Origin of the sequence: Micromonospora sp. DT233, assembly GCF_049841815.1 — a bacterium.
In the GTDB taxonomy this organism is placed as follows: Bacteria; Actinomycetota; Actinomycetes; order Mycobacteriales; family Micromonosporaceae; genus Micromonospora.
In genome coordinates this window covers 24,959-37,685 of record NZ_JBNCLB010000003.1, presented here as the reverse complement: position 1 = coordinate 37,685, position 12,727 = coordinate 24,959, and the positions used below count along the sequence as shown (strand labels likewise).

The following is a 12,727-nucleotide window of genomic DNA, read 5'->3' as shown; positions in this document are numbered from 1 at the left end:
TCACTTCTTGGCCTGGCCGGCGGCGACCTCCTCGGCCGTCCAGAAGCCGGAGTCGATCAGCACCGGCTTGATGTTGTCCTTGTAGACGGCGTGGATCGGCAGCAGGTACGCCGGGACGACCTTGACCCCGTTGTTGTACGTCTTGGTGTCGTTGGCCTGCGGCTGCTGGTCCTTGAGGTACGCCTCGGCCGCGATGACCGCCTGGTCGGCCAGCAGCCGCAGGTCCTTGAAGACCGTGGAGTTCTGCACCCCGTCGTTGATCAGCTTGATCGAGGCGATCTCGGCGTCCTGGCCGGTCACCGCCGGCAGCTTCTTCTTGCCCTTGCCGTAGCCGACGTTCTGCAGGGCGGTGATGATGCCCCGGGAGATCCCGTCGTACGGCGACAGCACGCCGTGGATCTGGGTGCCGTCGGCGTAGCTGGAGGTGAGCAGGTCCTCCATCCGCTTCTGCGCGGTCTCCTGCTGCCAGCGCAGGGTCGCCGCCTGCTCGATGCGGGTCTGGCCGGACTTCACCTTCAGCGAGCCGTTGTCGATGAACGGCTTCAGGGTGTCCATCGCCCCGCCGAAGAAGTACTGCGTGTTGTTGTCGTCGAGCGAGCCGGCGAAGAGCTCCACGTTGAACGGGCCGGTGGCGCTGCCCTTGGAGCCGTCCTTGTTGAGCAGGCCGAGGCCGACCAGCAGCGCGGTCCCCTGGGCGACGCCGACCTTGTAGTTGTCGAAGCTGACGTAGAAGTCGACGTTCTTGCTGCCCCGGATCAGCCGGTCGTAGGAGATCACCGGGATCTTCGCGTCGGCGGCGGCCTGGAGCTGACCGCTCAGGGCGGTGCCGTCGATCGCCGCGATGATCAGGACGTCGGCGCCCTGGGTGATCATCTGGTCGACCTGCTGGGACTGGGTGGGGATCTCGTCATTGGCAAACTGAAGGTCGACCTTGTAGCCCTTGGCCTCCAGCTTCTCCTTCACCGCCTTGCCGTCGGCGATCCACCGCTCGGAGGTCTGGGTCGGCATCGCGACGCCGATGGTCAGCTCACCGGGTTTCTCCCCGCTCGTGTCGCCACCACTGCCGGCGCCCTCGCCGCTGCAAGCGGCCAGACTGAGCGCCAGTGCCGCACTACCGAGAGCGACCAGGAACTTCCTGCGCACAGGTTTCTCCTCTCCGGAACCCGCCGAACGCCGGGGACCACCTGTCACCTTTGGAGGTGAGTGTTAGCGCTCACATCACCCCTCGTCAACACCTCCGCCGGAAATGCAGATGTCACGTTCTCGTAACGAGGGTCCCACGAACCGTACGGCCAGCTCGCCCCGCCCGCCTCCCGGCACCGCCGTCGCCGCTCCCGCCGGTGTGGACCGCACCGCAGTTCGCAATCCACACCGGCGGTCGCGGCGCCCGGTCAGCGCTGGGTCCAGCGCTGGTTGGCCGCCCCGGTGCAGGTCCAGAGGATCACGGCCGTGTTGTTGGCGGTGCCGTTGTCGTAGACGTCCAGGCAGAGGCCGGACTGCGCGCCGCTGATCGTGCCGTTGGCGTTGCGGGTCCACCGCTGGTTGGCCCCGCCGTTGCAGTCCCAGAGCTGGACCTTGGCGCCGGCGGTGGCGTTGAGCGGGGCGTCCAGGCACTTGCCGAGCGACTGCAGGGTCTGGCCGTTCGCCGTCCAGAGCTGGTTGGCGGCCCCGTTGCAGTCCCAGATCACCGGCTGGGTGCCGTTGGTGGTGTTGCTCTGCGGGACGTCCAGGCAGCGGCCCGAGGAGACGCTGGCCAACGCGCTCGCCGTCGGCGGCGGAACCGTCCCGCCGCCGCTGACCCGGTACACCACCGTGCCGTGCGACGGCACGCTGGCGCTGATCGTCCCGCTGCTGGTGGTGGTCGCGTTGGTCCAGGCGTCCACCAGGGTGAAGGAGGAGCCGGACTTGCCGACGGCGGCGGCGGTGGTGGAGATCGTCGTGGTCGAGCCGCCCTGGTTGAACAGGGCGACGGCCACGTCACCGTTGGCCAGCCGCTTGGCCAGCACCCGGCGGGTGCCGTCGAACGAGACCTGGGCGCCCTGCAACCCCAGCGGGTCCTGGTTGATGGCGATCAGGTTGGCGTTCTTGAGGATGGTCTGGGTGGCCGAGTTCATGGAGCGGATGTCGTTTCCGGCGATCAGCGGCGAGGCCATCACCGCCCACATCGCGAAGTGGCTGCGCATCTCCGTGTCCGTCATGCCGCCCCGGCCGACCTCCATCATGTCCGGGTCGGCGAAGGCCCCGGGCTTGGCGTACGGGGCGAGCGGGACGGTCACGTCGATGATGTTCTGGATGCCCATCGGGTAACCGTTGGTCTGGCCGGTGTTCCAGGCGTTGGTGATGTCCTCGGTGGTGCGCCACATGTTGGCCACGTCGCCCCAGTTGCGCTGGGGGCCGGTCTTGGCGTGGATGCTGTTGGGGTTGATGCTGTAGACGATCGGCCGCCCGGTCGCGGCCAGCGCGTCGCGCATCTTGGCGAACGTGGCGACCTGGTCGTTGATCGATCCGGTCGGCGAGCACCAGTCGTACTTGAGGAAGTCGACACCCCAGGCGGCGAACTGCCGGGCGTCCTGCACCTCGTGGCCCCCGCTGCCGGTGGCGCCGGGGTACGAGCCGAAGTACTGCGCGCAGGTCTTGTCCAGCGGCACCTGGTAGATGCCGAACTTCAGCCCCCGGGCGTGCAGGTAGTCGCCGAGCGCCTTCATCCCGCTGGGGAAGCGCGTCGGGTCGCCCTGCAGGTTGCCGGCGGAGTCGCGGTTGGGGTTGAACCAGCAGTCGTCGACGACGACGTACTGGTAGCCCAGGTCACGCATCCCGCTGCTGACGATCGAGTCGGCCATCTGGCGGATCAGCGCCTCGCTGATGTTGCAGCCGAAGGAGTTCCAGGAGTTCCACCCCATCGGGGGCGTGCGGGCCGCCCCGTTGTCGAGGGCCTGCGCCGGGGCCTGCACCCCGGTCAGGACGCCGGCCAGGAGCAGCCCGGCCGCCAGGGCCCGCCCCCATCGCCGGGCTCGCACGAATCGCTTCACCAGAGTCTCCCGTCAGTCACGCCGTCCGGAGGGCGGAGGCGGAATGGAGCGGGACGCTGAGCTCGCCCCGCCGGTATTTTGTGAACGTTCACATTGACCGTGCTCATATTACGATAATGTTTCGACGCATTCAACAGGGTCATTCTTCGAAGTGTCGCCGCGTCGCCTGCCGGCCGCTGAGCGCCCCGTGCGCACGCTCACGCGGCCGGCGGCGGCCCGGCGTCAGCTACGCGTCCACTTCTGGCTGTTGGCCCCGGTGCAGGCCGCGAGGACCAGTGGGGTGCCGTTGGTGGCCCCCGCAGCGTTCGGGGCGAGGCAGAGCCTGGACTGCGCGCCGGTGATCGTGCCGTCGGCGTTGACGTTCCACTGCTGGTTGGCCCCGCCGGTGCAGTCCCAGATGATCACCCGGGTGCCGGCGGTGGTCCCCGCGCGCTCGGCGTCCAGGCACTTCGTGCCGTACACCTGGAGTTGCTGGCCGGCCGTCGTCCACTGCTGGTTGGGCCCGCCGTTGCAGTCCCAGAGCACGAGCTGGGTGCCGTTCGTCTGCGACTGCGACGGCACGTCCAGGCAGCGCCCGGCGTCGACGTTGCGCAGCGCGACCGGCGTCCCGCCCGCCCCCGCGACCACGGAGAGGTTGTCGAACTGCGCGGTCTGGCCCTGGCTGGTGCCGAAGCCGACCAGGCCCGCGCCGTACGCCGAGTCGGTGGCGGTGCCCACGGTGACCCCGTCGACGGCGGCGGTGATGGTGCTGCCGGAGAAGCCCAGGGCGAGGCGGTGCCAGCGGTTGGTGCCCAGCGCCGCGACGGTGCCGCTGCGCAGGGTGGTGAGCTGGTTGCTGGTGCTGTTGCGCAGGATCGACCAGGTGCCGCCGTCGGTGACCCGCAGGAAGTAGGCGTTCTGGGCGCTGACCGGATCGAGGGTCTGGCTGCCGACCCGGCCCTCCAACTGGACGTAGCCGGCCTTCTCCAGCAGCACGTCGGCGGAGACGGTGTAGTTGGTCCAGTTCAGGTTCCCGCCGTACGTGCTGGGATCGGCCAGGGTCTTCCAGGTGATCGGCGCCATCGGGGAGGACTGGCGCAGGCACCCGCCGGACCGCCCGCCGCCGCACGCCGCCGTCTCGAACGCGCCCTGGTTGTCCTGGAGGTACCTGGCCAGTTTGCCGGCCGGGTAGCTGTCGAAGTCGTCGCCGTAGGGCAGGCCCAACTGCCCCTGGGCGGGGCTGGTCGCGGTGCCCTTGCCGCCACCGGTCGTGGTGGTGATCGTGTAGAGGCGGCCCGGCTGCACGGTCAGCGAGTAGGCACCGCCCGACGGGGTGATGTCGGCGCCCCGGACGAAGTGGTCGGCGGGGTTGCTGGAGTTCAGGTTGGTAGACCACACCCGCACGGCCCCGGTGGAGAGCCCGCCGGTGACGCGCAGGTCCAGCGTCTGCGCGGCGGTGGCGTCCATGGTCTCGACGACCGTGGTGTAGTCGGAGTTGTTGGGCGACTTCAGCGACACGTAGCTGCCGTTGCCGCGCACGCCGCCGAGATAGCCGCCGGAGGAGTCCAGGTACTTCCAGCCCGGCGCGGTGAACTGGGTGGTGTGCGCGACGGTCCAGGCGTTCTTGCCGACCGCGTACCAGCCGGACCAGGGCTGGTTGGCCAGCATCAGACCGACCGTCGCCCAGGGGATGTTCGGCGTGGTCGCGCCGATCAGGTTCCAGTTGATGTACGCGGTCATCCGCCCGTCGAGGTAGCCCCGGTTGATGCCCCGCGCCAGCGGCTTGGCGCCGTCGTTGTAGTCCTGCGAGCCGCCCTCGCTGTTCCACAGCGTCTCGCCGGTGGCGGTGGCGTTGGCCGACACGGTGCAGGTGGACTGGGCGGCCAGGTAGCCGCAGGGGTAGTGGCCCCCGATCACGTCGATCGCGCTGCGCAGCGCCGCGTTGTTGACGACCACGTTGGCCGGGTTCCAACTGCCCGGATAGTCGTCACCGAAGATCAGCTTCACGCCGCCGTACCCGTTGGCGTTCAGCGCGGCGCGGAGGTTGATGGTCCAGTTGGCGTCGTACCGCCGCTCGTTCTGCGCGGCGGTGAGGTAGTCGATGGTCAGGTTGTGCTGCCGGGCGCAGCCCAGCCAGGTGAGGTGGTAGTCGATCGAGTCCTGGGACATGAAGTTGCCGTTGCCGATCCAGCCCGGTGCGCCCCAGGCCAGCCCGACCAGCTTGATGTTCGGGTTGCGGAGCTTGGCCTGCTCCATGATCCACCACTCGTAGCCCCGGTTGCAGTCGAGGTCGCCGCGGAAATGGGCGTGGCTGGGCTCGGCGCCGCTGGTGGAGTTGGTGTCGCCGCCGATCTCCACCTTGAGGATCTGCAGCGAGGCGCCGTAGTTGGGCTTGAACAGGTAGTCCAGGATCTGGCCGCGCTGGGGCTCGGGGTAGTCGATGAGCAGACGGCTGTTGCCGCCGCCGCCGCTGACCGCGCCGACGCCGTCGAACGTCCGACCGCCCGACGCGCCGTCGATCGTGATGGAGGTGGCCGCCCGGGCGGGCGACGCGAGGCCGCCCACCGCGCCACCGGCGGCCAACACACAGCCCACGACCAGGAGCGCGACGGACGACGGACGACGGAGCAACCAACCGATGAGTGACATGAGCGGATCTCCTTCGGGAGCACGGCAGGGGTACGAGCCGCCGGCGGGCGGTCAGCTCGCGGTGCAGGTGGGGGTCGCGCCGGGGCCGCCCCCGGTGCCCTGGAAGCCGAACTCGGTGACCTGACCGGCGGAGAGCTGGCCGTTGTAGTCCACGTTCGTGAACCGCACCGTGCCCGCGCTCCCGCCTGCCGTGGCGCTCCAGACACCGGTCACGGTCGACCCACCGGGCAGCGCCACCGACACGCTCCACCCACGGGTGCCGGCCGGACCCGCCGTCACCTGCACCGTCGCCACGAACCCGCCGGACCACGAGTTCAGCGACACCGAAGCCGCACACCCACCCGGCGCGGGAGTCGTCGGCGCGGGCGTGGTCGGCGGCGGAGTCGTCGGCGCGGGCGTGGTCGGCGGCGGAGTCGTCGGGCCCGCGGTGTCGAGGCCGAGGAAGCGGACGGCCTGGGCGGCGTCGAACGGGATCGAGTGGCCGTACCCCTGGAAGCTGATCGCCTCGACCGGCGCGGTGCCGCCGGTGCCGCCGTAGCGGGTACGGGTCGCGCTGGCCTGCGGATAGTCGGTGTAGCTGGGGGTCTGCGACAGCCCGTGCACGTTCGTCCACTGCTTGATCTGCTCGCCGAAGTTGACGTAGCTCAACGTGGTGTCGGTCGTGCCGTGCCAGACCTGGACCCGGGGGCGCCTGCCGGTGTAACCGGGGTACGAGTTGCGCACCAGGTCACCCCACTGCTGCGGGGTCCTGACGAGCCGCCCGCCGGAGCATTCGCTGTTCCACTCCGAGCCGTTGGTGGTGGCGAAGCAGCCGAACGGCACGCCCGAGGAGCTCACCCCGGCGTTGAACAGGTCGGGATAGAGGCCGAGCATGACGTTGGTCATCATGGCCCCGGACGAGAAGCCGGCCACGCTGATGCGGCCCGCGTCGACCGGGTAGCGGCTGCGCACGTGGTCGACCATGGATTTGAGGCCGACCGGATCGCTGCCGCCGTCGCGCCGCAGGGCCTGCGGGGAGGAGACGTCCCAGCACTTGCTGCTCCGGGTCACCGACGGATAGATCACGATGAAGCCGTAGCGGTCGGCGAGGGAGCTGAGGCCGAAGCCGGTGTGCACCGCCGGGCCGCTGCCGGTGCAGTAGTGCAGGGCCAGCAGCAGCGCCGGGCGGGCGGCCACCCGGTCCGGGACGTACAGGTGCATCTGCAGGTTGGTGGGGTTGGCGCCGAAGTTGGTCACCTGCGTCAGCGTCGCGGCCGACGCCGGGGTGGCGGCCGTGACCACGGCCGCCGTCGTGGCCAGGGCGGCGGCCACGGCGGCGGCCACGGCGGCGGCCAGCAGCGCGATCTTCGATCTCATCGGCGTTCCTCCGTCCGAGTCGAGGGTCGGGTGGCGGGGGTGGTGCGTGCCGGTCCGGCCCGGTGCGGGCCGGACCGGCGCGCTGTCAGCTGGCCGTGCAGGTGGGCGTGGCGCCGGGGGCCGCGCCGGTGCCCTGGAAGCCGAACTCGGTGACCTGACCGGCGGCAAGCTGGCCGTTGTAGTCGACGTTGGTGAACCCCACCGTGCCGGTGCTACCGGCGGCCGTGGCGGACCACGCGTTGGTGACGGCGGAGCCGCCCGGCAGGGCCACGCTCACGGTCCAGCCCCGAGTGCCGTTGGCACCCGCCGTGACCTTCACCGTCGCCACGAAGCCACCGGACCACGTGTTCAGCGACACCGAGGCCGAACATCCACCCGTACCCGGCGGGGGCGAGGTCGGGGGCGGCGTCGAGGTCGGCGGCGGGGGCGTCGAGGTCGGCGGCGGCGTGCTGGTGCCGCCCGCGTTGAGGGCGTTCAGGACCGAGGTGTACGCGGCCTTCTTGTTGCCGTTGCAGTCGAAGAGCAGGGCGTTGTCGGACCCGCGCCAGGAGTCGCAGTCGCGCACCCCCCACACGGTGATGCTGGTGCAGCGCGAGATGGCCAGGCAGGCGCGGGTGACCGCGCCGTAGATGTTGGCCTGGTTGGACCCGGTCATCACGTCCAGCTCGGTGATCTGCACGTCGACGCCGAGGTCGGCGAAGCGTTGCAGGTTGGCCTGGTAGTCACCGGCCAGCGTGGTGCCCAGGTGCGACTGGAAGCCGACGCAGTCGATCGGCACGCCACGGGACTTGAAGTCACGCACCATGTTGTAGATGCCGGTCGACTTCGCGTTGATCCCGTCGGTGTTGTAGTCGTTGTAGCAGAGCTTCGCGCCCGGGTCGGCGGCCCGCGCGGCCCGGAACGCCGCCTCGATCCAGTCGTTGCCGGTGCGCTGCAGGTTCGAGTCCCGCCGCCCACCGCTGCCGCCGTCGGCGAACGCCTCGTTCACCACGTCCCAGGCGTAGACCTTGCCCCGGTAGTGGGTGGCGACCTGGGTGACGTGGTTGATCGCGGCGCTGCGCAGGGCGCTGCCGGAGAGGCCCTGCGCCCAGCTGGGCTGCTGCTGGTGCCACAGCAGGGCGTGGCCGCGCACGCCCATGCCGTTGGCCTGCGCGTGGCTGACGAGCCGGTCGCCGCCGGTGTAGCTGAACCGGCCCTGGGAGGGCTCGGTGGCGTCCCACTTCATCTCGTTCTCGGCCGTGACCGAGTTGAACTCGCGGTTCAGGACGGTGGTGTACGCGCTGGTGGAGAGCTTGCCCGTGGCGACCGCGGCGCCGAAGTAGCGCCCCTTCTCGGCCGCCGAGGCCCGCAGGGTCGTCCCGGCGCTGGCGGCGGGGGCCAGCGCCACCGTCATGCCGGCGGCGAGCACGCCGGCGACGGCGAGGGTCAGTGTCGCTTGAAGTGTTCTCGTGCGTGGTCTCATCGCGATCCTTGTCAGTGGGGCTTCGGTGGTGGGGTTGGTGCCCGGATCCGCTCGTTCGGCGCGGTCGCAGCCGTCCGGCGTGATCGCCGCGCGGTCTGGAGAGGTGGACGTCGCGCGAGCCACCCGCGCGCCGTCGACGCCGGCCGATCGGTCGAGAGCGGGACGCGCCCGGGGAGCCGGAGCGCCGCACCGGCCTGCCACGTGGTCCCGCAACGGCGTCCCGCATGCCCTGGGGGGACGACTCGACCCGAGGTGCGACCGGCATAGCCCGCCCGGTGAGCCGTAGCGCCGTCGCCCTCGTCCATCGACTGTGAGCGCTAACATGCCGTTCGTCAAGTGGTAACACATCCTCATGCTTCGATTCGTTGGCCACCGCCCGGCGCACCGGGAGCCCGCCCGATCCGGAGGATGGATCCGGGGCCGGGCCGCCGGGGCCGGGCTCCCCAGCACGGAAGGGGCCGACGATGCGGTTGCACGTGGGGTGCGCGATGTGGACCCACAAGTCCTGGCAGGGCCGCCTGGTGGCGCACCCGCTCCCGGCCCACGAGCGCCTGCGGCACTACGCCGGCTGGTGCGACGCCGTCGAGGGGAACACCACCTTCTACGCGACCCCGACCAGGGCGACCGTGGCGTCATGGGCGCGGCAGACGGAGCCGAACTTCCGCTTCGTACTCAAGCTGCCGAAGCTCATCACCCACGAACGCCGCCTCGCCGACGCCGACGAGGCGCTGCGGGGCTTCCTCGACGCGATCGAGCCGCTCGGCCCCCGCGCCCACGCCCTGTGGATCCAGTTGCCGGCGTCGTTCGCCCCCACCGACGTCGCCGCGCTCGCCGGCTTCCTGCGCCGGCTGCCCCGCGATCACCGGTACGCCGTGGAGGTCCGGCACCCCGCGTTCTTCACCCAGCCCCGCGCGGCGGCGCTGCTGGAACAGGCACTCCGCGCGGCCGACGCCGAGTGGATCCCGTTCGACACCACCGCGTTCTTCCGCAGTCTGCCGACCAGCGACGCGGAGCGGGAGGCGTGGAGCAAGAAGCCCCGACTGCCGCTGCGCTCGGACGCGCTGACCGCTCGGCCGATCGTGCGCTACCTCGGCCGCGACGACCCGGCGCAGACCGCGCAGGGCTGGCAGCACTGGGTCGACACCGCCGCCGGCTGGCTGCGCGAGGGGCGCTCACCGACCGTCTTCGTGCACACCCCGGACAACGCCGACGCGCCCGTGCTCGCCCGCCGCTTCCACGACGACGTACGGGCGCGGGTGCCCGAACTGGCGGCCCTGCCCGACCCGATCCCCGCCGCGCCCCTGACGTTGTTCTGACCCCCGCCGCCGACCGGTCGTACCCCGGCTCGGTGCCGACCCGGTGCCCGGCCGGTGGGCGCGGTGCCCGGCAGGCCGGCGCGGTGCCCGGCCGGTCGGCGCGGCCGTCAGGTGGTCGCGGGCGCGGGGCGGCGCGGGGCGAGGCCGAACGCCTCGGCCAGGAGTTCGTGGGAGCGCCGACGGTCCGCCGGGTCGGCGATCAGGTTCTGGATCATCAACTCGTCCGCGCCGCTCTCCTGCGCCATCCGTTCCAGGGTGGCGCGCACGTCGGCCGGACCGCCGGCCACGAAGCGCGGCCACTGCCCGTCCACGATCGTCACCGGCTCGTCGCGCTGCGTCGGGCTCAGCTCGCGTGCGCCCTCGTCGGCCGACGGGATCAGGGCGTTGCCGCCGGTGCGGCCGAGCCGGGCGTAGAAGCCCTTGGCCGAATTCACCAGGTGCTCCCCGTCGGCCCTGGTCTCGCCGACGGTGACGTTGACCGCGAGGATCGCCCGGGGCGACTCCAGCCCGAAGCCCTGCGGTCGGAACGTCTCGCGGTAGTGCCGCAACGCGGGGGCGGCGGCGCGAGGATTGATGAATCCGGCGAAGGTGTAGCCGATGCCGAGTCCGGCGGCGAGGTTCGACCCGCTGGGGCTCGACCCGAGCAGCCAGGTCTGCGGCACCTCGGCGACCGAGTCCATCAGCCGCTTGCCGGCGAAGGGGTGGCCGTCGGGAAACGCCTCGTACAGCCAGGCGAGCGTCTCCAGCACCTGTTGCTGGTGATCGGCCTGGGCGGGGTTGGCCCGGTCGCGCTGCAACGCCAGGTCGATCACGGGGCCGGCCGTCGCGCGCCCCATCCCCAGGTCGATCCGGCCCGGTGCCATCGCTTCGAGCTGCTTGAACATCTCCGCGACCTTGAACGGGCTGTAGTGGTTCATCAGGACCGCGCCCGAGCCCAACCGGATGCCGGTGGTCTGCATGGCGGCCGCCGCGATCAACAGCTCGGGATGGTGGGAGGCCCCCGAGCGGCTCAGGTGGTGCTCGGCGAACCACACCCGGTGGAAACCGGTCGCCTCGGCGTGCCGGGTGATCTCCAACGAGTCGGCCAACGCCTCGATCTGCGTGGTGCCGGGCGCGACGGTCCCGAGATCGACGATGGAGAGCTTCATGGACGGACTCCTCGGAGCTGCGGCGGACGGCCTGGTTCCGTTGTCGACCTCAGGCGGGCGGGCCGACTCTACCGCCGGCTACGACCTGCCCCCGGCGTCCTGGTCGCTGCTGGAACACCTGGCCGCGCGCGGTTCCCTGCGGGTCTCCGACATCGCGGCCTGCCACGGGGTCGACATCTCCTCGGTCACCCCCCGCCTCAAGCGCCTCGAGACGGCGGGGCTGCCGACCGACGCCCGCGCCTTCCTCATCAGCATCACCGACGAGGGCGTAGCCGCCCTGGAGAGCGTGCACGCGGCTCGCGGCCGAGCCCGCCCGCCCCGCCTGAGGCCGCGACCCGCGCCGGCCCACCGGGCCGCCTCGCGGATCGCCGGGCCGGTCCGCCCGGCCCACCCGTACCCGGCCTGGCGGGCCGTCTCCGGCGGGTTGGGCGCCCGCTTCCGCGGCTCGCCGGCGCCCGCCGACCCCGGTCGGCCGCCGCCGGCACCGGTCAGCAGTCGCCGGCACCGGTCAGCAGTCGCCGGCTCGGCGGCACTCCTCGGCGGCCCCCGCCAACACGGTGGCGCTGATGGCGCGGGCCGCGTCGCCGAGCGCGGCGAGCTGCTCCGGGCTGAGCACGTCGACGACGAGGCGACGGGCCTCGCGGACGTGACTCGGGGCGATCTCTTCGAGCTTCGCCAGACCGGCGTCGGTGAGCAGCGCCTTCGCGCGCCGGCCGCCCCCGTCGGCCCAACTGTGCCGCCGCACCCACCCGGACCGTTCGAGTCGGGTGATCGCGTGGGAGAGCCGCGACAGCGACCCCTGGGAGAGCCCGGCCAGCTCACTGAGCCCCAGGGTGCGCCCGGGGGCCTCGGAGAGGGTGGCGAGCACCTGGTACTCGAAGAGATTGACCCCCGCGTTCCGCTTGAGCTGCGCCTCCATCGCCGGGGGCAGGGTCGCCAGCAGGACGACCAGCGCCCGCCAGTCACGCTGCTGCTCGGGCGACAGCCACGGCACGTCGTCCGGGGTGGCGGTCTCGTCGGCGTCGGCGCTCACAGTTGTCACCCTATCCCGCCACTTGAACATTCAAGCAGGGCGAGTAGTCTCCACTTGAACATTCAAGCAACCCTCACCGTCCGGGAGACCCGCATGTCCCTGCTCCGCATCGACGCCAGCATCCAGGGCGACCGCTCCGCCAGCGGCGCCCTGGCCGACCTCGTCCTCGACACGTTCACCGCCGCCCGCCCCGAGGTCCCGGTCGTACGGCGTCACCTCGGTCAGGACCCGCTGCCCGCGCACCACTGGGCCACCGCGATCGCCGCCAACTACACCCCGGAGGGGGACCGCACCCCCGCCCAGCGCGAGGCGCTCGGCACCGCCGAGCAGCTCGCCGCCGAGTTGCGCCAGGCCACCGGCGCCCTGCTCGCCCTGCCGCTCTACAACTTCGGCGTCTCCCAGCACGCGAAGACCTGGATCGACCTCGCCATCGCCGGCGCGCCGCAGGGCACCCGCCTGCTCGAGGGGACCCCGACCGTCCTGGTCGCCACCCGTGGCGGCGCCTACGGCCCCGGCACGCCCCGCGAGGGCTGGGACCACAACATCGACTTCGTACGCCGGATCCTCGTCGACATCTGGGGCGCCGACCTCACGGTGGTCGAGCGGGAGTTCACCCTCGTCGGCGTGAACCCCGCGCTCGACGAGTTCACCGAGCTCGCCACCACCATGCGCAAGAGCGCCGAGGAGGCGGCGGTGGCCGCCGGCGCGGCACTCGCCGAGCGCGCCGCCGCCTGAGCCACCGGGTCGCGCCCCGA

9 protein-coding genes and 1 pseudogene are annotated in these 12,727 nt (G+C 71.6%); 3 read left to right on the top strand and 7 right to left on the bottom strand.

Annotated features, from left to right (window positions below; all coding sequences use genetic code 11):
* The 5 genes from chvE to ACLQ2V_RS08135 form a co-directional block, all read right to left on the bottom strand.
* Window positions 1-1,143: a multiple monosaccharide ABC transporter substrate-binding protein gene (gene chvE, locus ACLQ2V_RS08155; protein WP_425717778.1), complete on the bottom strand. Its 1,143-nt coding sequence runs from the start codon at window positions 1,141-1,143 to the stop codon at window positions 1-3.
* A 248-nt stretch (window positions 1,144-1,391) separates the two neighbouring features.
* On the bottom strand, window positions 1,392-2,900 hold the full coding sequence (locus tag ACLQ2V_RS08150; protein ID WP_425718310.1) for a glycoside hydrolase family 27 protein: 1,509 nt from the start codon (window positions 2,898-2,900) through the stop codon (window positions 1,392-1,394).
* Between the two features lie 351 nt (window positions 2,901-3,251).
* Window positions 3,252-5,657: a ricin-type beta-trefoil lectin domain protein gene (locus tag ACLQ2V_RS08145; RefSeq protein ID WP_425717777.1), complete on the bottom strand. Its 2,406-nt coding sequence runs from the start codon at window positions 5,655-5,657 to the stop codon at window positions 3,252-3,254.
* A gap of 51 nt (window positions 5,658-5,708) precedes the next feature.
* Entirely contained in the window at window positions 5,709-7,013 is a 1,305-nt protein-coding gene (locus ACLQ2V_RS08140) for an extracellular catalytic domain type 1 short-chain-length polyhydroxyalkanoate depolymerase (protein WP_425717776.1), read from the bottom strand.
* Between the two features lie 85 nt (window positions 7,014-7,098).
* Entirely contained in the window at window positions 7,099-8,475 is a 1,377-nt protein-coding gene (locus ACLQ2V_RS08135; protein ID WP_425717775.1) for an endo-1,4-beta-xylanase, read from the bottom strand.
* Between the two features lie 488 nt (window positions 8,476-8,963).
* Between ACLQ2V_RS08135 and ACLQ2V_RS08130 the strand changes: the two genes are divergently transcribed.
* The gene (locus ACLQ2V_RS08130) at window positions 8,964-9,791 is read left to right on the top strand and encodes a DUF72 domain-containing protein (RefSeq protein ID WP_425718309.1); all 828 of its coding nucleotides are present in this window, start codon (window positions 8,964-8,966) and stop codon (window positions 9,789-9,791) included.
* 107 nt (window positions 9,792-9,898) lie between these two features.
* On the opposite strand, the gene ACLQ2V_RS08125 is transcribed toward ACLQ2V_RS08130, so the two are convergent.
* Entirely contained in the window at window positions 9,899-10,939 is a 1,041-nt protein-coding gene (locus ACLQ2V_RS08125) for an MsnO8 family LLM class oxidoreductase (protein ID WP_425717774.1), read from the bottom strand.
* Between ACLQ2V_RS08125 and ACLQ2V_RS08120 the strand changes: the two are divergent.
* A pseudogene (locus ACLQ2V_RS08120) lies at window positions 10,926-11,150 on the top strand (MarR family transcriptional regulator); the annotation flags it as partial. The gene ACLQ2V_RS08125 and the pseudogene ACLQ2V_RS08120 sit on opposite strands and share 14 nt — an antisense overlap.
* A gap of 297 nt (window positions 11,151-11,447) precedes the next feature.
* Here ACLQ2V_RS08120 and ACLQ2V_RS08115 read toward each other — a convergent pair.
* Window positions 11,448-11,972, bottom strand: coding sequence for a MarR family winged helix-turn-helix transcriptional regulator (locus ACLQ2V_RS08115; RefSeq protein WP_425718308.1), 525 nt, complete (start codon window positions 11,970-11,972; stop codon window positions 11,448-11,450).
* 54 nt (window positions 11,973-12,026) lie between these two features.
* Here ACLQ2V_RS08115 and ACLQ2V_RS08110 point away from each other — a divergent pair, with 54 nt between their 5' ends.
* Window positions 12,027-12,707: an FMN-dependent NADH-azoreductase gene (locus tag ACLQ2V_RS08110; RefSeq protein ID WP_425718307.1), complete on the top strand. Its 681-nt coding sequence runs from the start codon at window positions 12,027-12,029 to the stop codon at window positions 12,705-12,707.
* The last annotated feature ends 20 nt before the right edge of the window (window positions 12,708-12,727 follow it).